The organism is Shewanella sp. SP2S2-4 (assembly GCF_031932025.1).
Classification (GTDB): domain Bacteria; phylum Pseudomonadota; class Gammaproteobacteria; order Enterobacterales; family Shewanellaceae; genus Shewanella; species Shewanella baltica.
This window is the reverse complement of sequence record NZ_JAUOER010000017.1, coordinates 20,557-43,213: the sequence shown is the minus strand read 5'-3', so window position 1 is coordinate 43,213 and position 22,657 is coordinate 20,557. Positions and strand designations below refer to the sequence as shown.

The 22,657-nt window shown below is 46.3% G+C and carries 20 protein-coding genes and 3 tRNA genes; 14 read left to right on the top strand and 9 right to left on the bottom strand.

The features are described 5' to 3' along the window. Window positions 1–106: 106 nt before the first annotated feature. Together seqA and pgm are read left to right on the top strand one after the other, a co-directional pair. Window positions 107–649, top strand: a complete 543-nt coding sequence (gene seqA / locus Q4Q54_RS14215) for a replication initiation negative regulator SeqA (protein ID WP_006087176.1) — start codon at window positions 107–109, stop codon at window positions 647–649. Between the two features lie 82 nt (window positions 650–731). Continuing rightward, window positions 732–2,384 carry a phosphoglucomutase (alpha-D-glucose-1,6-bisphosphate-dependent) gene (pgm, locus tag Q4Q54_RS14210; protein WP_311988765.1) on the top strand — a complete coding sequence of 551 codons (1,653 nt, stop codon included), beginning with the start codon at window positions 732–734 and terminating at the stop codon, window positions 2,382–2,384. Window positions 2,385–2,497: 113 nt separating this feature from the next. On the opposite strand, the gene msrA is transcribed toward pgm, so the two are convergent. Beyond that, window positions 2,498–2,977, bottom strand: a complete 480-nt coding sequence (gene msrA, locus Q4Q54_RS14205) for a peptide-methionine (S)-S-oxide reductase MsrA (protein ID WP_311988764.1) — start codon at window positions 2,975–2,977, stop codon at window positions 2,498–2,500. Window positions 2,978–3,319: 342 nt separating this feature from the next. Between msrA and astE the strand changes: the two genes are divergently transcribed. The 5 genes from astE to nadA all read left to right on the top strand — a co-directional run bounded on the left by astE (window position 3,320) and on the right by nadA (window position 9,506). After that, window positions 3,320–4,354, top strand: coding sequence for a succinylglutamate desuccinylase (gene astE / locus Q4Q54_RS14200; RefSeq protein ID WP_311988763.1), 1,035 nt, complete (start codon window positions 3,320–3,322; stop codon window positions 4,352–4,354). Window positions 4,355–4,516: 162 nt separating this feature from the next. Next, the gene (locus Q4Q54_RS14195) at window positions 4,517–5,695 is read left to right on the top strand and encodes a thiamine pyrophosphate-dependent dehydrogenase E1 component subunit alpha (RefSeq protein ID WP_311988761.1); all 1,179 of its coding nucleotides are present in this window, start codon (window positions 4,517–4,519) and stop codon (window positions 5,693–5,695) included. 3 nt (window positions 5,696–5,698) lie between these two features. Beyond that, window positions 5,699–6,676 carry an alpha-ketoacid dehydrogenase subunit beta gene (locus Q4Q54_RS14190; RefSeq protein WP_012089197.1) on the top strand — a complete coding sequence of 326 codons (978 nt, stop codon included), beginning with the start codon at window positions 5,699–5,701 and terminating at the stop codon, window positions 6,674–6,676. 9 nt (window positions 6,677–6,685) lie between these two features. Beyond that, window positions 6,686–8,305 (top strand): dihydrolipoyllysine-residue acetyltransferase, encoded by a 1,620-nt coding sequence (locus tag Q4Q54_RS14185; protein WP_311988760.1) that lies wholly within the window; start codon window positions 6,686–6,688, stop codon window positions 8,303–8,305. 133 nt (window positions 8,306–8,438) lie between these two features. Further along, window positions 8,439–9,506, top strand: coding sequence for a quinolinate synthase NadA (gene nadA / locus Q4Q54_RS14180; protein ID WP_011839901.1), 1,068 nt, complete (start codon window positions 8,439–8,441; stop codon window positions 9,504–9,506). A gap of 147 nt (window positions 9,507–9,653) precedes the next feature. On the opposite strand, the gene gap is transcribed toward nadA, so the two are convergent. Then, complete coding sequence (gap, locus tag Q4Q54_RS14175) at window positions 9,654–10,664, bottom strand: type I glyceraldehyde-3-phosphate dehydrogenase (RefSeq protein WP_006081590.1); 1,011 nt, start codon at window positions 10,662–10,664, stop codon at window positions 9,654–9,656. A 201-nt stretch (window positions 10,665–10,865) separates the two neighbouring features. Continuing rightward, entirely contained in the window at window positions 10,866–11,765 is a 900-nt protein-coding gene (locus tag Q4Q54_RS14170) for a DUF2989 domain-containing protein (RefSeq protein ID WP_311988759.1), read from the bottom strand. Between the two features lie 203 nt (window positions 11,766–11,968). Between Q4Q54_RS14170 and Q4Q54_RS14165 the strand changes: the two genes are divergently transcribed. The 5 genes from Q4Q54_RS14165 to Q4Q54_RS14145 all read left to right on the top strand — a co-directional run bounded on the left by Q4Q54_RS14165 (window position 11,969) and on the right by Q4Q54_RS14145 (window position 15,694). Next, window positions 11,969–13,402: a glyceraldehyde-3-phosphate dehydrogenase gene (locus Q4Q54_RS14165; RefSeq protein WP_106650455.1), complete on the top strand. Its 1,434-nt coding sequence runs from the start codon at window positions 11,969–11,971 to the stop codon at window positions 13,400–13,402. Between the two features lie 381 nt (window positions 13,403–13,783). Beyond that, window positions 13,784–13,859 (top strand) — tRNA-Gly (locus Q4Q54_RS14160). A gap of 24 nt (window positions 13,860–13,883) precedes the next feature. Continuing rightward, window positions 13,884–13,957: transfer RNA gene (locus tag Q4Q54_RS14155), tRNA-Cys, on the top strand. 49 nt (window positions 13,958–14,006) lie between these two features. After that, window positions 14,007–14,093 (top strand) — tRNA-Leu (locus Q4Q54_RS14150). Window positions 14,094–14,500: 407 nt separating this feature from the next. Continuing rightward, window positions 14,501–15,694 carry an amino acid aminotransferase gene (locus tag Q4Q54_RS14145; protein WP_311988758.1) on the top strand — a complete coding sequence of 398 codons (1,194 nt, stop codon included), beginning with the start codon at window positions 14,501–14,503 and terminating at the stop codon, window positions 15,692–15,694. Window positions 15,695–15,804: 110 nt separating this feature from the next. On the opposite strand, the gene Q4Q54_RS14140 is transcribed toward Q4Q54_RS14145, so the two are convergent. Next, entirely contained in the window at window positions 15,805–16,743 is a 939-nt protein-coding gene (locus Q4Q54_RS14140; RefSeq protein WP_311988757.1) for a YvcK family protein, read from the bottom strand. 340 nt (window positions 16,744–17,083) lie between these two features. Here Q4Q54_RS14140 and Q4Q54_RS14135 point away from each other — a divergent pair, with 340 nt between their 5' ends. Together Q4Q54_RS14135 and Q4Q54_RS14130 are read left to right on the top strand one after the other, a co-directional pair. Next, window positions 17,084–17,896 (top strand): glucosaminidase domain-containing protein, encoded by an 813-nt coding sequence (locus Q4Q54_RS14135; protein ID WP_311988756.1) that lies wholly within the window; start codon window positions 17,084–17,086, stop codon window positions 17,894–17,896. Then, window positions 17,889–18,512 (top strand): DUF2987 domain-containing protein, encoded by a 624-nt coding sequence (locus Q4Q54_RS14130; RefSeq protein ID WP_311899113.1) that lies wholly within the window; start codon window positions 17,889–17,891, stop codon window positions 18,510–18,512. Before Q4Q54_RS14135 ends, Q4Q54_RS14130 begins: the two co-directional genes overlap by 8 nt. Window positions 18,513–18,696: 184 nt before the next feature. Here the strand turns inward: Q4Q54_RS14130 and ttcA are convergent, their stop codons facing one another. The 5 genes from ttcA to ccoS all read right to left on the bottom strand — a co-directional run bounded on the left by ttcA (window position 18,697) and on the right by ccoS (window position 22,647). Then, window positions 18,697–19,665 (bottom strand): tRNA 2-thiocytidine(32) synthetase TtcA, encoded by a 969-nt coding sequence (ttcA, locus tag Q4Q54_RS14125; RefSeq protein ID WP_311988755.1) that lies wholly within the window; start codon window positions 19,663–19,665, stop codon window positions 18,697–18,699. 78 nt (window positions 19,666–19,743) lie between these two features. After that, window positions 19,744–20,676, bottom strand: coding sequence for a universal stress protein UspE (uspE, locus tag Q4Q54_RS14120; protein WP_006081598.1), 933 nt, complete (start codon window positions 20,674–20,676; stop codon window positions 19,744–19,746). A 258-nt stretch (window positions 20,677–20,934) separates the two neighbouring features. Then, complete coding sequence (etrA, locus tag Q4Q54_RS14115; RefSeq protein WP_006081599.1) at window positions 20,935–21,687, bottom strand: electron transport transcriptional regulator EtrA; 753 nt, start codon at window positions 21,685–21,687, stop codon at window positions 20,935–20,937. Window positions 21,688–21,742: 55 nt separating this feature from the next. Then, a complete protein-coding gene (locus Q4Q54_RS14110) occupies window positions 21,743–22,435 on the bottom strand; it encodes a sulfite exporter TauE/SafE family protein (protein WP_311899158.1) in 693 nt (230 codons plus the stop codon). Further along, window positions 22,432–22,647, bottom strand: a complete 216-nt coding sequence (gene ccoS, locus Q4Q54_RS14105) for a cbb3-type cytochrome oxidase assembly protein CcoS (protein ID WP_006081601.1) — start codon at window positions 22,645–22,647, stop codon at window positions 22,432–22,434. The genes Q4Q54_RS14110 and ccoS overlap by 4 nt, the downstream gene beginning before the upstream one ends. Window positions 22,648–22,657 lie beyond the last annotated feature (10 nt).

Genomic DNA, 22,657 nt, shown 5'->3' with positions numbered 1-22,657 from the left:
TTGATAGACATGGATACACTGGTAACCGATCGCAATGATCTGCCCCGATCGCTGTGGTACACTTTTTTCGGTTAAGCCTGTCGAATAACAAAGGATAATTAAGGTTATGAAATATATCGAAGTTGATGAAGAGCTCTATCGTCATATTGCCAGCAAAACAGAACGTATTGGTGAGAGCGCCTCTGACATTCTTCGTCGATTACTCGGCCTGTCCGTCGATGCGGTCGAACCACCTCAGCCTTTGGCGATAAGCCAACCAAGTTTAGAGGCTGAGCCGATTCAAGCTGTTGCGGTGCAAGCTGCACCTGCTGTGAATGACTTTAGTCGCTTAGTCGATGAACATTTGTTATCGCAACAAAAAGGCGCGGTAGGGCGTTTCCTCTTTTTGCTCGAAAGTCTGTATCAATTAGCCCCAGAGCAGTTCTCGCAAATTCTGCAGATCCAAGGGCGCGATCGTTTGTATTTTGCCCGTTCGAAAGAGCAATTACTGGAAGCGAGCGCATCGGCGAATCCTAAAGAAATCGGTACCAGTGGTTTCTGGGTGACGAGCAACAACAATACCGCCAAGAAACGCACTATTTTATCCGAAGTCTTAGTGCAATTTGGCTGTGATGCAACGGTTGCAGCTGGCATTGCCGAGCGCGTTTAATCTGCGGGTGAGCCATTTAATCTGCTATTGAGCTAAGTTTAACCATTGTTTTTAATTGTAATTGAGTGCAGGAGAGCCATAGGTGGCAATACATCAAAGGGCAGGACAAATCGCTAATCAGACGGATCTGGTCAATATTCCAAAACTGATGAGCCATTATTACAGCATCACGCCAAATATGGATGACGTACAACAACGCGTCACCTTTGGCACTTCTGGGCACAGAGGCTGCGCTTTTAATGGCAGTTTTAACCAACAACACATTTGGGCGATTACCCAAGCTGTGGTGGATTATCGCCAATCGGTGAATATTAATGGGCCGTTGATCCTCGGGATTGACACCCATGCGTTATCCTACGCCGCTTATTTATCGGCAATTGAAGTGCTGGCGGCAAATAAAGTCACAGTGCACATCCAGCAGAATGATGGTTTCACGCCAACACCTGTGGTGTCCCATGGGGTGATTTGCGCCAATCACGAAGCCAATATCACAGGTGCGGCACTGTCCGATGGTTTGATTATCACGCCTTCTCACAATCCGCCTCAAGATGGCGGGATCAAATACAATCCACCCCATGGCGGACCGGCCGAAGGAAATATCACGGCTTGGATTGAGTCGCGGGCCAATGATTACTTGCGCCAAGCGTTAGCTGGCGTGCAAAAATTAGCCTATGCCGAAGCGCTGGCATCAGGCTATGTCAACGCCATTGATTTGATCACGCCCTATGTGGCTGATTTAGAGAATGTTATCGACATGAAGGCGATTGCCAACGCTAAGCTGCGTATCGGTGTGGACCCGCTCGGTGGTTCAGGGATTTTCTATTGGGCACCGATTGCCGCGCGTTATGGGCTCGATATCACCTTAGTTAATGATAAAGTTGACCCAAGCTTTAGCTTTATGCCGCTGGATAAAGACGGCAAAATCCGCATGGATTGCTCGTCTCCTTATGCGATGGCAGGGTTACTCGCCCATAAAGAATCTTATGATTTATGCCTTGGTAACGATCCAGACTATGACCGTCACGGCATTGTTTGCCCTGGTACCGGCTTGATGGACCCTAATCACTACCTTGCGGTCGCTATCGATTATTTACTGACGCACAGACCGGATTGGAGCGATAGCTTAGCCATAGGTAAAACCTTAGTATCGAGTGCGCTTATCGATAAAATCTGTGCTTTCCACGGCAAAAAATTACTCGAAGTGCCTGTGGGATTTAAGTGGTTTGTCGATGGTTTAGCCGAAGCCACCATCGCCTTTGGCGGTGAAGAGAGCGCTGGCGCGGCATTTTTACGCCGTGATGGCACTACGTGGTGCACGGATAAAGACGGCTTTATTCTAGGGTTACTTGCTGCAGAAATTCTTGCGGTGACAGGTAAAACTCCAGGTCAACGCCATCAAGAGCTAGTAAAACAATTTGGCCAAAGCTTTTATAAGCGTATCGATAGCCCAATCAGTCTTGAAAACAAGGCCAAATTTGCGTTATTGAATGCAGAAACCTTAAATGCCACTGTGCTTGCGGGTGAGGCAATCGAAAACGTGTTAACCCATGCGCCGGGCAATAATGCGGCCATTGGTGGCATCAAAGTGACTACGGCGAATGGTTGGTTTGCGGCGCGTCCATCGGGCACGGAAGCGTTATTTAAGATCTACGGTGAGAGTTTTATCAGTGAGCAGCATTTAGCTGAAATTATCAAAGATGCGCAGGCATTAATTGATAAGGCGCTGAACGCTTAATGCAGCAGTAGGTTTATAAAGTATAAAAAAACAAACGCACTCAGATCTGAGTGCGTTTTTGTTTGTGTCTAATGTCAGTTATGAGTATTAAACTCATGCTGATTTGACTGTATTTAGTACTCGATATGACAACTCGGTAAGTTATTCTTATCAATGTAATTTTGGTGATATTCCTCTGCCACATGGAACTGTTGCAATGGCACTATTTCAGTCACGATATGGCGTAATCCCCAACGACCTGATCGGGCAAAAGCTAATTTTGAGGCTTCTGCTGCGGCTTTTTGTTCACTGTCATGAAAGAAAATCGTGCTGCGATATTGAGTGCCTATATCTCCACCTTGCATGTTCAGACTGGTTGGATTGTGGTTTTTCCAAAATACCTCGAGCAAGTCTTCATAACTGACCAGGGCAGGGTCAAATTCCACTTGTACCACTTCGGCGTGGCCCGTTTTGCCTTTTTTGACTTCTTCATAGGTGGTCGCGCTGTTATTGCCGCCCATGTAACCGCTGGTGGCATTCGATACGCCATTCACTTGTCTAAAAAAATACTCTACGCCCCAGAAACAGCCGGCACCAAAGGTTGCTAACGCCATAATTAAATCCAATAGAAGTCTAGATGGCTAAGAATTGTGATGAAACTCGCGCGCAAAAGCAAGCCTCTAGCAGGAATATTTATGCTGGACGATTTTTCGATAAGATGATGGGAAATTTACACTTGGCATAGCAAAGCGCCGCGTTGATCTTATTCCGTTCAAAACTGGGTCCTATGGCGATAAATGTCTGAGAACAGCATTAAAAACATGTGTTAGTATTGAAGCCGCTTTTTAAGGTGCGAGTCAGCCTAACCGCGGTGAGATGAATGCTTGAGTGGTTATTGCTATCTGCACTGATGCTATTGCGCCGTTACTGTTACACACCATTATAAGGAGAATTCTGTGTTACAAGCTCTGTTAGATTCAAAGGATTTTTTAGCGCTCACCTTAGCCCATCCTGAACAGTTCGATGGCGAGTTTTCATTTAGCTTAGGCGACCATACCCAAGTTGAAGTATGGGATACTGGCGTTATCGTTTTTGAGCCCGCCCAGAATGAAGGAAAAGATGTCGTCCTTTCTTGCGGTGTTCACGGTAACGAGACCGCGCCCATAGAACTCTGCAATGGCTTAATTAAGCAGCTTTTACAGCAAAAGATCATCGCGAAACAGCGCACTTTATTCCTCATTGGTAACCCATTAGCCATCAATAACGGCACGCGGATTATCGACGAGAACATGAATCGTCTCTTTAGTGGTGAGCATTCAAATCCTCCTGGATTAGTTAACCCCGAGCGAGTGCGCGCCAAAAAACTCGAAACCTATGTGGACCGTTTTTATACCGCGGCTGCCGATGGTCGTCAGCGCATTCATTATGATCTGCATACGGCGATGCGCGCCTCGAAGCATGAAAAGTTCGCTATTTATCCCTATCGTCCAGGGCGTGCTTTTAGCGGCGAGCAAATCATGTTTTTAGCCGCAAGCGGCGTCGATACGGTTCTTTTTCACCACGAACCGACCACAACCTTTAGCTATTTTTCCTCTGAACGCTACGGCGCCGATGCCTTTACTATTGAGCTTGGCAAAGTCTATCTCATGGGGCAGAACGACATGACGCGTTTTATCGCGACCCATGAAATGTTTATGCGCTTGATCACCGCTAAGCCGTTGGCGCTGGATGCATTTGATGCCGATAAGGTTAATTTGTATCAAGTGTGCCGCGTCATCAATAAGCATTTCGATGATTTTGAATTTACCTTCGCAACCGATGTCGAAAACTTCAGATCTTTCCCGAAGGGCTTTGTATTAGCGCGGGAAGGTGGGCAAGACATTAAAGTGGAACATGAGTTTGAGTCAGTCGTGTTTCCTAATGCCAAAGTACCTATTGGTAATCGCACTGTGATTTGCCTGATCCCTGCGGTGAATGCGAACGTGCGTTAGGCTTGTAAAGCAATATATACATGCGAGGCAGGGATAACTTGTGGTTTGAGCTATGCCAATGGTTGATAGGTAGTTTACGTTAACGTAATGTTCGTCGGGCATATTCGTATAAACAGACGCATCAAAACGCTTTGGTGCGTAATGAGATAACAAGAGCACAATATGAGCAAAGCAACACTCAACACTGATACAGTGCACCGTGTCGGCTTCTTGGATAAGGCATCGCTACACATTCCTATCCTTCGAATTCTACAAGCCGACGGCACCACTTATGAAACCGCGGTTTTGCCTGTGATAGATGAAACCTTAGCCACTAAAATTTACGATACCTGTGTATTCACTCGGGTACTCGATGAACGTATGTTAGGTGCCCAACGTCAAGGGCGCATCAGCTTCTATATGACCTGTACGGGTGAAGAAGCGGCGATTGTCGGCAGTGTGGCCGCACTCGATCAAGAAGACGTTATCCTCGCGCAATACCGTGAGCATGCGGCGCTGCGTTATCGCGGCTTTACCACTGAACAGTTTATGAATCAGATGTTCAGTAACGAGAAAGATCTCGGTAAAGGTCGCCAAATGCCCATTCACTACGGCAGTGCGGCATTGCATTATCAAACGATTTCTTCACCGTTAGCCACGCAAATCCCGCAGGCGACCGGTGTGGGCTACAGCTTAAAAATGCAAGGTCAGCGCAAAGTCGCGGTTTGCTATTTTGGCGAAGGCGCAGCATCGGAAGGGGACTTCCATGCTGGTCTAAACATGGCCGCAGTATTGAAGTGTCCAGTGATCTTCTTCTGTCGTAACAATGGCTACGCCATTTCAACCCCAACTGAAGAGCAGTTTGCCGGTAACGGTATTGCGAGTCGCGGTGTGGGTTATGGCATGCACACTATTCGTGTTGACGGCAATGACATGCTGGCCGTGTTAGCGGCAACTCAGCAAGCCCGCGCCTATGCGATTGAGCATAATGCGCCTGTGCTGATTGAAGCCATGACTTACCGTCTCGGTGCGCATTCATCATCAGACGATCCATCAGGTTATCGCTCGAAAGATGAAGAAGCCAAGTGGCAGCAACACGATCCGGTTAAACGCTTCAAATTATGGCTTATCAACAAAGGTTGGTTGGCTGAAGCGGATGATGTGAAACTGCATGAGAAATATCGTGAAGAAGTATTGGCTGCGGTAAAAGTGGCTGAAAAAATTCCTGTGCCTATGCTGGATGAAATTATTGAAGATGTATACGACAAGCCGACGCCAGTGCTGAAAAAGCAACTGGCCGAGCTTAAAGAACATATCAAGAAATATCCGCAAGCCTATCCAAAAAGTGCAGGGAGACTATAAGCCGTGGCTGAAATGAATATGTTACAGGCCGTCAATGAGGCCTTGTCGATTGCCATGCAAGCCGATGAACGCATGGTGGTTTTTGGTGAAGATGTGGGCCACTTTGGCGGGGTATTTCGCGCCACTTCCGGTCTTCAAGAGAAATTCGGTCGCGATCGCTGCTTTAATACCCCGCTGACAGAGCAAGGTATTGCGGGTTTTGCCAATGGTTTAGCCTCAAATGGCATGACTGCTGTGGCTGAAATTCAATTCGCTGATTATATCTTTCCGGCATTTGATCAAATCGTCAACGAGTCGGCTAAGTTCCGTTACCGTAGCGGTAATGAATTCGATGTCGGTGGATTAGTGTTCCGTACGCCCTATGGCGGCGGTATCGCGGGCGGCCATTATCATTCGCAATCACCTGAAGCCTATTTTACCCAGACACCGGGATTAAAAGTCGTGGTGCCACGTAACCCAGAGCAAGCCAAAGGCCTGCTGCTGGCGTCAATTCGTGACAAAAACCCAGTGATCTTCTTTGAGCCTAAGCGTTTATATCGCGCATCGGTTGGCGAAGTGCCCGCGGGCGATTATGAAATTGAACTGGGCAAGGCTGAAGTAGTTCGCGAAGGCAAAGACATCACCTTAGTGGCGTGGGGCGCGCAAATGGAAATCCTTGAAAAAGCCGCCGACATGGCCGCTAAAGAAGGGATCTCCTGTGAAGTTATCGATTTACGCACCTTGTCACCCTGGGATATCGATACCGTTGCCGATTCAGTCAAAAAGACCGGACGTTTACTGGTTAACCATGAAGCGCCATTAACCGGTGGTTTTGCTGGTGAGATAGCGGCGACGATTCAGCAAGAATGCTTCTTGTATTTAGAGTCACCCATCAGCCGCGTTTGTGGTTTAGATACCCCGTACCCACTCATTCATGAAAAAGAATACATGCCAGATGCATTCAAAACGTTTGAAGCCATCAAAGCATCAGTGACCTTCTAGGAGTCCGGTATGATTAAAGATTTTATTTTGCCGGATATTGGCGAAGGTGTTGTGGAGTGTGAGTTGGTTGAATGGTTGGTCAAAGAAGGCGACACAGTCGTTGAAGATCAGCCGATTGCCGATGTCATGACAGACAAAGCTTTAGTGCAAATCCCTGCACCTTTTGCGGGCGTGGTCACTAAGTTGTATTACGCCAAGGGCGATATTGCGAAAGTGCATGCGCCGCTTTATGCCGTACAAATTGAAGGCGCCGTTGAAATCGCGGGTGAAGAATCTGCGACTGAACCTGCTGCGACGACTGCAAAAGTGACTGAGCCTGTGGCTGCAACAACTGTCAATACGTCATCCAGTTCATCCGTCAGCATAGAAGAGTTCTTACTACCGGATATCGGCGAAGGCATTGTTGAATGTGAACTCGTTGAATGGTTAGTGAGTGAAGGTGATTGGGTTGAGGAAGATCAACCGATTGCCGACGTGATGACAGATAAAGCGCTGGTGCAAATTCCTGCCATTAAAGCGGGTAAAATTGCCAAACTGCATTATCGCAAAGGTCAGCTAGCTAAAGTGCATGCGCCTTTATTTGCCATTGAAGTTGAACTGGCGGCTTCTGCACCTGCAGCAACAAACACTGATACTGTGGCCAATGCGGCACCAACAGCGCAGACTGTGAATGCAGAACCTGCTCGCCAAGGTAAAGCTTTAGCCAGCCCTGCGGTTCGCCGGATGGCGCGGTCGTTAGATATCGATTTGAGCCGAGTACCTGGCACAGGAAAGCACGGCCGTGTGTATAAGGAAGACATCACTCGCTTCCAACAAGGCGCGAGCAATGTTTCTGCTCCAAGTGCGACTCAGGTAAATGAGGCGCCAGTTCAAGCGATGCAAGCATCTCAAACCCAAGTCCCAACATCGACAGTGACGCAACGCGCTGACACGGTTGAGCCGATTCGCGGCGTAAAAGCTGTGATGGCACGCATGATGGTTGAGTCGGTGTCGAGCATTCCGCACTTTACCTATTGCGAAGAGTTTGATTTAACAGACTTAGTTGCACTGCGTGAAAGCATGAAAGTGAAGTATTCGTCCGATGAAGTGAAGCTGACCATGATGCCTTTCTTCATGAAGTCGATGTCGCTCGCGTTAAGTCAGTTCCCTGTGATGAATAGCCAAGTGAATGCTGATTGCACTGAGCTGACCTACAAGGCGCGCCACAATATCGGCATGGCGGTAGATTCTAAAGTCGGTCTCTTGGTCCCCAACATCAAAGATGTGCAGGACAAGAGTATTTTAGAAGTGGCGATAGAAATTACCCGCCTGACCCAAGCTGCCCGCAGTGGCCGCGTGGCGCCAGCGGATCTGAAAGACGGCACGATTTCCATCTCTAACATTGGCGCTTTAGGTGGCACAGTGGCAACGCCTATTATCAACAAACCTGAAGTCGCGATTGTGGCCTTAGGTAAGTTGCAAACCTTGCCGCGCTTTAATGCGAAAGGGGAAGTCGAAGCCCGCCAAATCATGCAAGTAAGCTGGTCTGGTGACCACAGAGTGATCGATGGTGGCACCATTGCTCGCTTCTGTAATCTGTGGAAACAATATCTGGAGCAGCCGCAAGAGATGTTATTGGCCATGCGCTAAGCCGCTGGCACGCAGATTTGACAGTAAAAGGACGCTTTAGAGCGTCCTTTTTTATTTGCTTTGCACAAATGGGTTAATCTTTTGATCCCGATTACGTATAATTCCCGGACGTAGTTATCCTGATGGATGTGTTATGAGTCAGTTTGCCCCCAGCATAGAAACCATTGATTACCCGTTTCCGCCTAAGCCAGTTCCTTTGTCCGATGCGCAAAAAGCCGATTACAAGGCGCGTATCAAACAACTGCTCATTGAAAAAGATGCCGTTCTGGTTGCCCACTATTATACCGATCCTGAAATCCAAGCCCTTGCCGAAGAAACCGGCGGCTGCGTTTCAGACTCTTTAGAAATGGCACGCTTTGGCCGCGATCACCCAGCAAAAACCTTAATCGTTGCTGGGGTCAAGTTTATGGGCGAAACCGCCAAGATTTTGAGCCCAGAAAAAACCATTTTAATGCCGACCTTAGAAGCCACTTGTTCATTGGACTTAGGTTGTCCAATCGATAAGTTCAGTGCTTTTTGCGACGCGCACCCAGATCATACTGTGGTGGTTTACGCCAATACTTCGGCTGCGGTTAAAGCGCGCGCCGATTGGGTGGTGACCTCCAGTATTGCCCTCGAAATCGTTGAGCACTTAGACAGCGAAGGTAAAAAGATCATTTGGGGTCCAGACCGTCATTTGGGCAGCTATATTGCTAAACAGACGGGCGCCGAAATGTTGATGTGGCAGGGCGATTGTATCGTTCACGACGAGTTTAAATCGAACGCGCTGCGCGATATGAAAAGCGTTTACCCAGATGCAGCTATCCTTGTGCATCCTGAGTCACCAGCCAGTGTGGTGGCGATGGCCGATGCCGTTGGCTCGACCAGTCAATTGATCAAAGCGGCGCAGACTATGCCTAATGAGCGTTTTATTGTGGCAACCGATCGCGGCATCTTCTATAAAATGCAGCAGGCGGCGCCAGGTAAAATCTTAATCGAAGCGCCAACAGGCGGAAATGGCGCAACCTGTAAGAGTTGCGCTCACTGTCCTTGGATGGCGATGAACGGTCTACAGGCGATTGAAGCATCACTCGCCGACAGCGATAAAACCACCCATGAGATTTTTGTGGATGAAGACTTAAGAGTTAAAGCGCTGATCCCGCTGACGCGCATGTTGGATTTTGCTAAGACACTGAATATGAAAGTGAAGGGTAATGCCTAAACATGGCTAAGTCCCTTCTTTAGCTGTTCTCCAGTGTCATAAAAATCCCCGCCATAGAGTGGGGATTTTTTATGGCTGGAATTTAAGGCAATAAAAAGCCCCGCAAATGCGAGGCTTGATTGAGTAACGCAGGATCTAGTGACTAGATTACTTTGCGTTCATCAGTGCAACCGCGTTATCTAACATACGGTTACTGAATCCCCACTCGTTATCATACCAAGACATCACTTTCACTAAACGACCGTTTACACGGGTTTGAGTGGCGTCAAAGTTTGAAGAGAACGCATTGTGGTTAAAGTCGATAGACACCAATGGCTCTTTGTTTACTGCTAACACTTCGCTCAATGGCGCAACGCTAGCAGCACGTTCGATAATGGCATTCACTTCTTCAACTGTCGTATCACGGGCAGCGATGAAAGATAAATCCACCAGTGATACGTTAACTGTAGGTACACGAACCGCTAGACCGTCGAACTTACCTTGTAATTCAGGTACAACCAAACCTACAGCAGCAGCAGCGCCAGTTTTAGTTGGGATCATTGACAGTGCTGCTGCACGGGCACGACGTAAATCTGTGTGGTACACGTCAGATAAACGTTGATCGTTGGTATAAGCGTGAATCGTGGTCATCAGGCCTGATTCAATACCAATCTCGTCATTTAACGGCTTAGCAAAAGGCGCTAAACAGTTAGTTGTACAAGAAGCATTTGAAATCACTGTCATGTCTGACGTCAGCACGTTGTTGTTCACGCCGTAAACAACAGTGGCATCGACGTTTTTACCTGGAGCAGAAATAATCACTTTCTTCGCGCCAGCGGTTAAATGTGGTTGAACAGTTTCTTTAGAAGTGAAGATACCGGTACATTCGAAAACCACGTCAACTTGCAATTCCGCCCATGGCAGTTTTGCAGGATCACGTTCTTGGAAAGTGAGGATCTTATCGCCATTCACATAAATAGCTTCGGCATCATGGTCAACTTTGGCATTGAAACGACCGTGAACAGAATCGTATTTTGTCAGGTGAGCGTTGATTGAAGCGTCGCCTAAATCATTAATAGCGACAATCTTGATTGGATAAGCTTTTTCGCTTTCGTACAAGGCGCGTAATACGTTTCTACCGATACGGCCATAGCCATTTATTGCTACACGGATAGTCATCTCATATCCCTCTGGTGATTATAAAATTCAACTGGTAGTAAAATTACCAAACTGACAGCTATCGTCAAGTTAAATCGGCATTTTACCGCTGTCTTGATTAACAAATTAGGTATTTTTTTTACATCGGTCGCGAAATCGCCATTTTTTACGCGTTAATTGGGTAAAAAATTACAAGATGGCAAACATTTTGCCATCAGTTGCTTAGTCTGTTTTTTCGACAAGCGCAGGCGGTACAGCCTCAGTTGCCGTAGGCGCTTTGTCAACCGCTTGAGGATCAAGCCATTGTCTTACTGGACTCTGAGAATAAGTCCCGTTTTTTAGCGCATCGATAAGGGCTTGGGCTTTTAAATCGAGTTCAGTCGCCAGCGTTTTATTGCCACCGAGCAAGGCTAGCATTTTTTCCTCTGAATACTTCTGCTGCGTAAGTAGTAAATTTGCCTTCGTCAGCATATAGGCTTTATCGAATACCTGTTGCTGGCGATAGGCTGATGCAAGCCCAAGTAACCAGTTAACGTCGAAATCATCGTATTGGATGTCTTCAAAGACTTTAAGATAGAGTTGTTGCGCTTTAATGGCATTTCGATTGCTGTAATAGGTGGCGACTTGGGCAAGTAAGAAAGAGTCAGTCACTTCGCCGGCGTTTTCATGTTCTAACAATCGATTTAGCGCCGCGGTATCGCCAAAGCGCGTCCATTGGTAATAGGACATGAAAGGATCTTGTCGCTCGCGGGTTTGATCTTGTAGCAAGCTTAAATTCTGGGTGCTTAATCTAAAGGCTCTGGCTCTATCAGCGGTGCGATTGGTGTGGATGATATGCTGCACGCCAGAGGCGAGTTCAATGCAGCGGCTGTAATCCTCAAGATAGGTCAATTGCAGGTAGAGTTGTTTGCCTGTGGGGTTTTCGTTGTCTTTTAATTCGTAGCGGTTCTGGATAAGTTTGGTTTTTTCGGCCAAACACCAGCCATCCTTATGCAAATCGGCACAAATTTCAGGATTATTTTTACAAATTGCTGAGATATTTCGGTCATTATCACAACCGAAAAGACCAAAAAGGCTCATCCCTAAGGTAAATGATGTAATTATTACTAGATTTTGTCTCAAAACACTCTCCAAACGATAATTTTTCTAATAAAATTACAGATTTACAGAAAATATCTTACTGGCAACACAGCGCGACTTTCATTACAATGGCGCCGACCAAAACAGGGTTTTCCCTAAAACCCGCATTAGATTATTGGTCTTTTCGTCATGTTACTCAAACCTTTCAGTACATTTTATTGAAAAGTGAGATAAAGGATCTGTAAATGAGCGCTGATAAACACCTACAAAGTTGGCAAGAACGTTTTGAAATGGCAGAGGCGATGCAGCCTTTGTTAGGCAAGTTGTACCGTAACCAAGGCGTTGAAGTCGTGGTCTACGGCAAGCCGTTACTCAATGCTTCTACGATTGAAATCATTAAAGCGCACCGTTTAGTTCGTCGTCATGTCGGTGAAAAATTACGTTTACGCGAGAGTTTCCCCTTCGTTCAAGCTTTGAGCAAACTCGCAGTTAAACAATGTAAAGTGGATATTGGTAAGCTTGCAGTCAATTACTGGCGTGATCACACCGATGTCAGTGAAATTGAAAGCTATATGGCAAAAGAGTTGGCCGATGCCATCGACCATGCTGATGATGTCGCACCGCGTGATGTTGTGCTTTATGGTTTTGGCCGTATCGGTCGCTTATTAGCACGCCTGCTGATTGAACGCACAGGCCGCAGCAATAAGTTAAGATTACGCGCTATCGTATTACGTGGCGGTAAGAAAGGTGATTTAGAGAAACGTGCCAGTTTATTACGTCGTGACTCAGTCCATGGTCCTTTTAATGGTTCTGTGGAAGTTGACGAAGAGAACAATGCCATCATCGCCAACGGTACCTATATCCAAGTGATTTATGCAAACTCGCCTGATGAAGTGGATTACACTAAATACGATATCAGCGATGCACTCGTTGTTGATAACACTGGTATTTGGAAAGATGAAGCGGGTCTTGGTTTACACCTTAAGAGCCCTGGTGCTAGCAAAGTATTGCTGACTGCTCCTGCAAAAGGCGCAATCAAGAACATCGTTTACGGTGTGAATGAAGGCGACATTACCCCAGAAGACATTATCGTTTCTGCGGCAAGCTGTACGACCAACGCTATTACGCCTGTACTGAAAGCTGTGAATGATAAATATGGTATTGAGAATGGTCATGTTGAGACGATTCACTCTTATACCAACGATCAAAACTTGATTGATAACTATCACACCGCTGACCGCCGTGGCCGCAGTGCACCATTAAACATGGTGATCACTGAAACGGGTGCTGCTAAAGCCGTTGCTAAAGCGCTGCCTGTGTTAGCGGGTAAGTTAACCGGTAACGCGATTCGCGTGCCAACGCCAAACGTTTCTATGGCCATCATCAGCATGAACTTGAATGCTGAAACCAGTAAAGATGAGCTGAACGAGTACCTGAAAGATACGGCGCTGCAATCACCGCTACAAAATCAAATCGATTACACCGACTCTACTGAAATTGTATCGAGCGATTTAGTGGGTTCTCGTTATGCGGGCGTGGTTGACTCACAGGCAACTATCGCAGAAGGCAAGCGTGCCATTCTCTATGTTTGGTATGACAACGAGTTTGGTTACAGCTGCCAAGTGGTTGGTGTAATGCAAACTATGTTAGGTTTAACGACGCTATCTCTACCAGCATAAGTTAGCTGCGTAAATCACTAGCGTAAGTAATGCTGAGTCTTCAAAACTGCGCATAATCTTCACATAAAGCGCCCTGTAGGGCGCTTTTGTTTTTCTATACTTATGCAATTTAATTGGGTTCGACGCAATGCTCCTATCAACCACAGCTTTCTGCCGCACTTAATCATCTGCCGCATCGGCGTCAGTAACAGCAAAAAGCCTAAATTGATGAAGGAAACATCAACTTTGCTGACTTGTGGCGGTTTATTGGGCAAACGATGCGGCTTAGATCATTTTTTAAAAATTGTTGATTGACTCTGAGGTCTAAATAGGTAGAATGCCAATCCGCAGTCAGGGGAAAGCATGCCTAGCATGGCTTCTAATGATTAAGCGCAATTATAGGCGACATTAGCTCAGTTGGTAGAGCGATACCTTGCCAAGGTATAGGTCATCGGTTCGAACCCGATATGTCGCTCCAAATTTTAATAAATTTGGCAGTTTGGGCGCGATGGCAGAATGGCTATGCTGCGGATTGCAAATCCGTCGATCTCGGTTCGACTCCGGGTCGCGCCTCCATAGATTAACGTATTAATGACACGATTCCCGTCGTTAATATAAAGAGTTTGCCCGAGTGGTGGAATCGGTAGACACAAGGGATTTAAAATCCCTCGCTGGTAACAGCGTGCCAGTTCAAGTCTGGCCTCGGGTACCAAAAAACAGAAAAGCCCTGACTGATGTCAGGGCTTTTTTGCTTTATAGATCCTCAAAGCCGAATGCCACTGGCTTACTAAGTGCCATTTAAGATGATTACTCGGCTAAGTTAGAATTTGCTATAGATCCCGCTCACATTTTATTCATTCAGTATTGCGTTGTCAGCGCGATTCTTTTCTACAAGATAAAATTACAGGATTTTGTGATCTAGATGTTATAAATAACTTTATTCAAGCAATTTCCCATTTATGCTTATAATTACATAAAAAAATAGAACTTTTACTGTTAAATCTACAATGGCGTAAGAATTTCCCTGAGAAGGTGCTTAAGTCGCTATTCCCCCCTTAAAGACAGTGGTATAAATAAGCCGAAATTTCCCCTACACGCGCATAATTAGGATACGTAGTCATGATTTTCTCTCAAGTATTACTCGCACCCGCAGATCCCATTCTTGGTTTAACTGATACCTTTAAGGCTGATCCCCGTCAGGATAAAGTTAATCTGGGTGTCGGTATTTATAAGGATGAGGCTGGACAAACTCCAGTGCTGGCTTCAGTGAAAAAAGCCGAGGCTATTTTACTTGAGCAAGAGAAGACCAAAAACTATTTAGGCATTGAAGGCGTGCAAACGTATAACCATGTTGTACAAACATTGTTATTCGGTGAGGGCAGTGCATTAATCACTTCTGGCCGTGCTGCCACAGCGCAAGCCCCGGGCGGTACAGGTGCACTGCGTATTGCTGCTGAGTTTTTACTGCGTAATACCGATTCGCACACTATTTGGGTCAGCAATCCAACGTGGGCCAACCATCAAAATATTTTTGAAACCGCGGGTTTAGCCGTTAAAGAATACGGTTATTACAAAGCAGAAGCCCATGATATCGATTTTGATACCATGATGACGGACTTGTCTCACGCGAGTGCAGGCGATGTCGTGTTGCTACACGGTTGCTGCCATAACCCAACCGGTATCGATTTAACCTTGGCGCAATGGGAACGCGTAGCCCAATTGTGTGCCGATAAGAAACTTGTGCCATTGTTTGACTTTGCATACCAAGGTTTTGGGGCTGGAATCGAAGAAGATGCCGCAGGTCTGCGTTTAGTGGCATCAAAAGTGCCGGAGCTGCTGGTTGCTAACTCTTTCTCTAAAAACTTTGGTTTGTACAACGAACGTATCGGCGCCGTAACTGTGGTGGCTGAAGATGCTGATGCTGCCGTGCGTGCCTTTAGCCAAGTGAAACGTACCATACGTGCAAACTATTCTAATCCGCCAGCACATGGCGCGCTGATCGTCAGCACTATCTTAAATGACGCAGCCCTGAAAGCCATGTGGGTGCAGGAAGTCAAAGAGATGCGTGAGCGTATCGCCGAAATGCGTACCCTGTTCGTTGAAAGCTTAAAGGCTGAAGGCGTGACTCAGGATTTTAGCTTTATTTCTCGCCAAAATGGTATGTTCAGTTTCTCTGGTTTGAACAAAGCCCAAGTGGCGCGTTTGAAAGACGAGTTTGGGGTTTATATCGTTGGTTCAGGACGCATTAGCGTTGCAGGCATGACTAAGACCAATATGCCTGTGATCTGCAAAGCGATAGCGCAAGTATTGTAAGGCTTATTAGGTTATAGAATGAGGTTAAAGGAATTTCTCTTTAGCCTTAAACATAAAGGACAGCATTTGCTGTCCTTTATGTTTTTCAGAATGTGCGGGCTATTCAGTGATTAGCAGCTAAGCGCGAGAGGCTCCTGCGATTGCAGCGTGAGCTCAGATTTAATTCGCAGCAGGGCGCTTAATGCATCTAATAGGTTCGCTTGATCATGTAAATTCGGGTTATGGCGATTCTTCAACGGAAAATAGTTAATGAGTGGTCCTAAACGCGTTTGTTCGCCATGACGTAACACTTTGTGAATGATGGGCTTGCCAATCACTTGATGGCACCAAGCGATACGTTGCTCAATACTAAATCGACCCGCGGGTGAGGCTTCCTCTGCAAGGTTATCGATAAAAATCACTTGAGCTTTAGTAGCGGCTAGGCTTTTTGCAAACTTAGGTAATAGCAGCGGCGGCATAATGCTGGTTAAGAAGCTGCCAGGGCCTAAAATGATTAAATCTGCGTGTCGAACGGCCTCACAGGCTTCAAAAGTTGCATCGACCTGTGGCTCAAGGCTGAGCGCGATAGGTGCTTCATCCATACTGTCGACATTGATCTCGCCAAACACTTTACTACCACAGGCTTGCAGAGCCACTAAGTGTGTGGGTTGTTCAGACATAGGGATCAGCCGGGTTTCAATCTTGAGTAAATTACGGATGAGATTAACTGCTTCTAATGGACGAACGCACAGCTGATCAAGCGCCAGTAAAATAAGATTACCCAGATTATGGCCGCTGAGTTCAGTTTCACCTTGGAAACGGTATTCGAATAGTTGTGAGCCGACGGAAGGGCGATTGGCTAGATGGGATAAGCAGTTGCGTAAATCGCCCCAGGCAATACAATCCTGCTCGGCTCTGAGTCTACCGGTCGAGCCGCCGTTATCTGTGGTCGCGACAATTCCCGTTAAACGGCTGCCTAAAAAATCGAGTGACGATAATACTCGGCCTAAACCATGGCCTCCGCCAATGGCGACGACACGTTCAAATTGATTTAACATCAAATGCTGCATCTGGGTTCTTCCTTCCTGAATACCCGAAAATATGAATGTTACTGTCATCACTGATTAAGTACAAAGCGCAATGACGTAAGCGCTACTGTGCAATTTAACTGCGTTAAGGAACCTTAGTATAAAAGCTCAGTCGAAAGCTTGCATCTATTATCGACTGTCATACGGCAAGCACGTATACACGGATTCAGAATCGCGACTTAGGCGCAATATTGTACCTGAGTTAATGAGCCAGATGCGTGATTAATGACAGTGACGGCGGGCACATTTCGTTAAATCTGACAAATAGCTTATAATCCGCCCTTTATTTGCCCAATACGGGCGTCATACTTAAGGTGAACTATTGAAAACGGGTAGAATCGGATCGTTTACATTGGCATTAGCCATGGTCATAGTGGCGATTTTTGCATTGCGCGTTTGGATCATTCCCAACACGAATGATTCATCTAGCATTGCGACCCAACTCGTTGACGCTGTCGATCCTGTTACGCAAGTTCCTGACTTTTCTGCGATCAACGATATCACAGAAAAGAAGAAAGCCTTTTTTGATTTTCTGCGACCGATTGTGCAGCAGCAGAATGCCATCATCTCGATGGAACGCGAGTTTGTCAGTGAAATGCTCGCTTTGGTTGATAATGGCAAGAGTTTATCTGAGACCCAACTCGGGCAACTCAATACGCTATTCGACAAATACCAATATGCGGCACGAAACGTCGATGCTAAATCCTTAGCAAGCTTACTAAAGCGCGTCGATATTGTGCCTGAATCTATGGTGCTGATCCAAGCCGCGAATGAATCCGGTTGGGGCAGCTCACGTTTTGCCCGTGAAGGCTTTAACTTTTTTGGTGAATGGTGTTTTACTGCTGGCTGCGGCATAGTGCCATCTTCACGGGGATCTGGTAAGAGCCATGAGGTGAAAGTATTTTCATCGGTCGACGAGTCCGTTTCGTCCTACATGCGCAATTTAAATTCCAATACAGCCTATGCGCTATTTCGTTCTATCCGTGCCGATTTGCGCTCACAGGAGCTAGAGCCGACAGCGGATCAATTGATTTATGGACTCGTGAATTATTCTGAAAGACAAGAAGCTTATATTGATGAGCTGCTTGATATGTTACGTCATAATGAAAAATATTTGGTGAATGTCGATGTATAAAAAACTGTTGTTTAGTGGCCTCTGTTTACTGGCAACTAGCGCCGCTGCAGAAACTGTATCCCTTGAATATAAAGGTTTTTATGATAGGTTAAAACAAGTCAATAAGGGCAGTTACCAACTTGTAGAAGTGGCTTTTAGTGTTCCAATACAAAAAAACTGTTTGATCCAAAGCGGTTCTATTTCCAGTGAAAAAACATCAACGTCATTGACGTATACCTATGCTCAGCGGTTATTTATTCCCTTAGATGATGATTTAAAAGATCAGCGTGCCTTGGTTAATCTCAATTTTGCTGGCAGTGCTGATGGATGCGCTATCGCGATGCAAGTCAGAGCAAAACAGACATTGGCTGAGTACGATAAAGCGCGTTTACAGCAAATCGTGACCGAAATGGACACGCTGCTTGGTGCTATGCAAGGCTTCCCGATGCGTTATTTTAGGGATCCTATTGCTGGTCTTAACTTTGAATTCCAACCCGAGCAAGAAGTGTATGTACACCTTAATGGCCGTGAACAAGCCGTTAAGGGCAGTTATAAATTAGCCGCGAATGAGCTTGAAAACATCACGACGCTAAGCTTCAGTGCCCAGCCATTAGTCTTGAGTCCTTGGGTGAAGTGATCCTCTTTAGTATCTTGAATTGGCATCTTGAAATAGTCGATTCAGAAGCGCGGGCTCAAAGATAGTGTAGGCAGTCTTAACTTATTTTGTAGCCATAAAAATGCCCACATCATGTGGGCATTTTTGTTTTGCTGGTTTGCTGATTTAACTTATTTACTGATTAGGGCGCTAGTTTCAGCCTTAATTAGACTTCGTAAGTGTTAACAATATCAATGCGTTTTGCTGCATCTAAATCAATACGGCCGCTGTTGGCGATATCTAGGAAATCGAATGCGGGCAGATTGGCTTCGGCAACATCGCCACGCAGAGGCGCATCTGGATCACGCGTTAGAGACACAAAGTCGAACTGTTCACGGTCAACACCCTGTGATGGTGCGGTGTTTTGCATAGCGGTGAAAATTGTTTCAATACGACCAGGATACTGTTTATCCCACTGATTCAACATGTCTTTGACAGCGGCGCGCTTTAAGTTTTCCTGCGAGCCACACAAGTTACAGGGGATGATTGGGAATTCTTTTAAGTTGGCATATTCTTCGAGATCTTTCTCGCGGCAATAGGCAAGTGGCCGAATGACCACGTTAGCGCCGTCATCTGACAGTAGCTTAGGAGGCATAGCTTTCATCTTGCCGCCAAAGAACATATTCAAGAACAAGGTCTCAATAATATCGTCCCTGTGGTGGCCAAGGGCGATTTTAGTGGCGCCAATACGCTGGGCAAAGCCATAGAGCGTACCGCGTCGCAGGCGAGAACACAGGGAGCAGGTGGTTTTGCCTTCAGGGATCTTGTCTTTCACTATCGAGTAAGTGTCTTTCTCGAGGATGTGATAGGGCACATTGAGCTTATCTAAATAGGCGGGCAATACATGCTCCGGGAAGCCTGGTTGCTTCTGATCTAAATTAACCGCAATGATTTCAAACTGAATGGGTGCACGTTGCTGCAGATTCATCAAAATATCGAGCATTGCATAGCTGTCTTTACCGCCACTAAGGCAGCACATGATCTTATCGCCATTTTCAATCATATTGTAATCGGCGATAGCGCTACCCACTTCACGACGCAGACGTTTCTGTAATTTATTCAGACGGGTAGTTTGTTTTTTTGATAATTCTTCAGACATTGGATTTGCCGTAACTTCAGATATAGCTTCAAGCATAAAAAAGCGCCCAGTAACTCAGTTTCAGGGCGCGTATTATTCCAGCTATCTTTGGCGGGGTAAAGTGCCGCGTATCGCTTAGGCTTCTTCTAACGGTGATTTGTAACCGTCGGGTTTGATGGCCAGTAAATCGCAGTTGATGCTATCGATAACATGCTCTGCAGTATTGCCAATCAGTGCCGCTGAAAATCCGGTGCGACCGACAGTGCCTAAGATCACTAATTCGGCATCGAGTTTTTCAGCAAGCTCAGGGATCACATCCTCAGGCAAACCTTCTTTTACATGGCAATGATTTGGATCGATATCATAAGCGCCAGCAAGGTAACTCACGCGCTGCTCATGCTGCATGCGAATGGTTTCGTTGTAGGACTGGGCATCAAAGTCTGGTAATTCAATGGCTAGGTTTACCGGCGTACCGGGATAGCCATTGACTAAATGCACTTCGGCAGAGAACTTATCCGCTAAATCTTTTGCATGCTCGATGATTTTACCGTTAAGCATTTGATGATCGGTATCTTCGGTTGCTACATTCACAGCGCAAAGGATTTTTCCCGCTGCTGGCCAGTCATGGGCTTTCACCATCAACACAGGCACAGGGGCTTTACGCATTAAATGCCAATCGGTTGGGGTGAAGATCACCGCTTTGAGTTTGTCGTGGGCATGGGTGCCTTTAACAATCAAATCGTATTGCCCTGAAATTGCATGATTAATAATGCTTTCGAAGGGGCGGTTATGCCAAATGACTTGGGTATCAATATTGAGTTGCAGATGAGTATAAGCGGCGAGTAAGTCTTGGATCCAAGCGAGACGTTGATCTATGACGCCTTGACGCATGGCTTCGCGCTCTTGATTCGACAGAATCGAAGTCATCTCATAGGAAAAGTCGAAGATAGAAAGAAACACAGTGACTTGAGCGTTGCATTTACTGGCCAAGGTCACCGCTCGTGCGAGGGCAACTTGATTCTCTGTGGTAGGGTCAACCACAACCAGTATTTTTTGATAATCCTTCATGTGAGGTTCCTTTAGTCATAGGCTCAATATCATCATGAGCCTTTGGCAGTTAGCTGTATTGTTCTAGATCAAACTCATTCGAAATTGATTAAAACTCGCTTAAAAATCATGCCTTAATCTGTTTGACATGTCTAGCCAGTCCCGGTTTTTCAATTGAATTGTTCTTGCCATTCATGACAAGGACCTAGCGCGTAACTCTCTTGCACTTAACTATCATGCTGCGCTTAACTTTATTGCAGCAAACACTCTTGCGGTGAACTATCTCGCTATGCGCGAATTACCCGCTAACAGATTCAGCTCTTGCGAGTCGAGGATAGTGATGTACTTTCCCTTAACTTCAATCAAGCCTGATTTTTGGAAACGCCCAAGTAAGCGACTGATGGTCTCTACGGTCAAACCGAGATAATTACCAATGTCACCGCGGGTCATGGTTAAGCGGAATTCTTTGGGCGAGAAGCCACGGCTACCAAAACGATTAGCCAGATTACTGATAAAGGCTGCCAGACGTTCTTCGGCATTTTTCTTGCTGAGTAGCAGGATCATTTCTTGATCGCTCATGATCTCATTGCTCATCAGGCGCATGATCTGCTGACGCAATTTAGGCATAGTGCCTGAAAGTTCATCGAGGATGTTAAAGGGGATTTCACAGACCATGGAGGTCTCGAGTGCCTGTGCAAAACTCTGGTGCAACTGGGCGTGGATACCGTCAAAACCAATCACATCACCCGCTAAGTGGAAGCCGGTGATCTGCTCATCGCCTTGCTCGGTAATAGTGTAACTTTTGATGGTGCCAGAGCGGATCGCAAACAGGGATTTTAACGCATCACCCGATTTAAAAATTTGCTCGCCTTTTTGGATCGGCTTTTTACGCTCGATAATATCATCGAGCTGATCTAGCTCACTTGCATTGAGGGTAAAAGGAATACAAAGGGTACCCATACTGCAATCGTGACAATGGATTGTGCATCCGCTAGCGGCAGGACGACGATTCTTATTTTGTTCAATTGTCATGTTGATTCTCAAGTTTATCCACTGCAGCCATGTTAAACCAATTCACTCACTTGGGCTAGTTTAGCTGCGCGAGTGCGATATATAAAGTTTGACCACCAAACGCAATTAACAGTAAGCCGCTCAATAGTCTAACGGTTTTCTGTTGAACCCAAGCAGCGAGTCGTTTTGCTGCCACGCCAGCACTCAATAGGGCGGGTAAGGTGCCAAGTCCAAAGGCCAACATAATCAAGGCGCCTTGGCTGGCAGAGCCTGATGCAACCGACCAAGTTAAGGTGCTATAGACGAGGCCGCAGGGCAGCCAGCCCCAAATGAATCCCGCCATAACCGCTTGGCTCGGATTTTCAATAGGAACAAGGCGTTGCGCTATGGGTTTTAAATATTGCCATAACCATTGACCAACGCGCTCAATCTGCACGATTCCAACCCAAATTTTGGCGATATACAGCCCAGTTGCGATCATCATCAGTCCGGCAAAGATACGCAGCACAATCAGATACGTATCCAGTTCAAATAAGTGACCAAGACCAGCCGCCGAAGCGCCCACTAAAGCGCCCGCTAAGGTGTAACTCAAAATACGCCCAAGGTTGTAACTCAGTAGATACTTGAGCTGATGCGCCAGCAGATTACCTGTTTTGCCATTGGGGATTTGGGCTGAGAAAGCGCCCACTAAACCGCCACACATGCCAAAGCAATGTGCGGCGCCCATGATACCTACCAGAAAAGCCCCAGTGACATTGTACTCAATCACAGCGGCATGCCTCTTTCTTGCGCTGCTTCGGCTTTCTCTTTTTCAGGCACGGGATGGCTGTTTGGTTTAACAGTGTCTTCGTCGAATAATATCGACACACTTTGGCGGTCTAAATCGTCAAATTGTTCCGATTTCACCGCCCAAAAAAATACCATTACAGCGATGGCGACAAAGATCATGGCAATGGGGATAAGCACATAAATAATTTCCATAATGACCTCT

Coding starts and splice junctions, on each gene's coding strand:
- seqA (WP_006087176.1), top strand. CDS start 107: ATGAAATATATCGAAGTTGATGAAGAGCTCTATCGTCATATTGCCAGC.
- msrA (WP_311988764.1), bottom strand. CDS start 2,977: ATGGCGTTAGCAACCTTTGGTGCCGGCTGTTTCTGGGGCGTAGAGTAT.
- Q4Q54_RS14195 (WP_311988761.1), top strand. CDS start 4,517: ATGAGCAAAGCAACACTCAACACTGATACAGTGCACCGTGTCGGCTTC.
- Q4Q54_RS14185 (WP_311988760.1), top strand. CDS start 6,686: ATGATTAAAGATTTTATTTTGCCGGATATTGGCGAAGGTGTTGTGGAG.
- nadA (WP_011839901.1), top strand. CDS start 8,439: ATGAGTCAGTTTGCCCCCAGCATAGAAACCATTGATTACCCGTTTCCG.
- gap (WP_006081590.1), bottom strand. CDS start 10,664: ATGACTATCCGTGTAGCAATAAATGGCTATGGCCGTATCGGTAGAAAC.
- Q4Q54_RS14165 (WP_106650455.1), top strand. CDS start 11,969: ATGAGCGCTGATAAACACCTACAAAGTTGGCAAGAACGTTTTGAAATG.
- Q4Q54_RS14145 (WP_311988758.1), top strand. CDS start 14,501: ATGATTTTCTCTCAAGTATTACTCGCACCCGCAGATCCCATTCTTGGT.
- Q4Q54_RS14140 (WP_311988757.1), bottom strand. CDS start 16,743: ATGCAGCATTTGATGTTAAATCAATTTGAACGTGTCGTCGCCATTGGC.
- Q4Q54_RS14130 (WP_311899113.1), top strand. CDS start 17,889: ATGTATAAAAAACTGTTGTTTAGTGGCCTCTGTTTACTGGCAACTAGC.
- ttcA (WP_311988755.1), bottom strand. CDS start 19,665: ATGCTTGAAGCTATATCTGAAGTTACGGCAAATCCAATGTCTGAAGAA.
- uspE (WP_006081598.1), bottom strand. CDS start 20,676: ATGAAGGATTATCAAAAAATACTGGTTGTGGTTGACCCTACCACAGAG.
- etrA (WP_006081599.1), bottom strand. CDS start 21,687: ATGACAATTGAACAAAATAAGAATCGTCGTCCTGCCGCTAGCGGATGC.
- ccoS (WP_006081601.1), bottom strand. CDS start 22,647: ATGGAAATTATTTATGTGCTTATCCCCATTGCCATGATCTTTGTCGCC.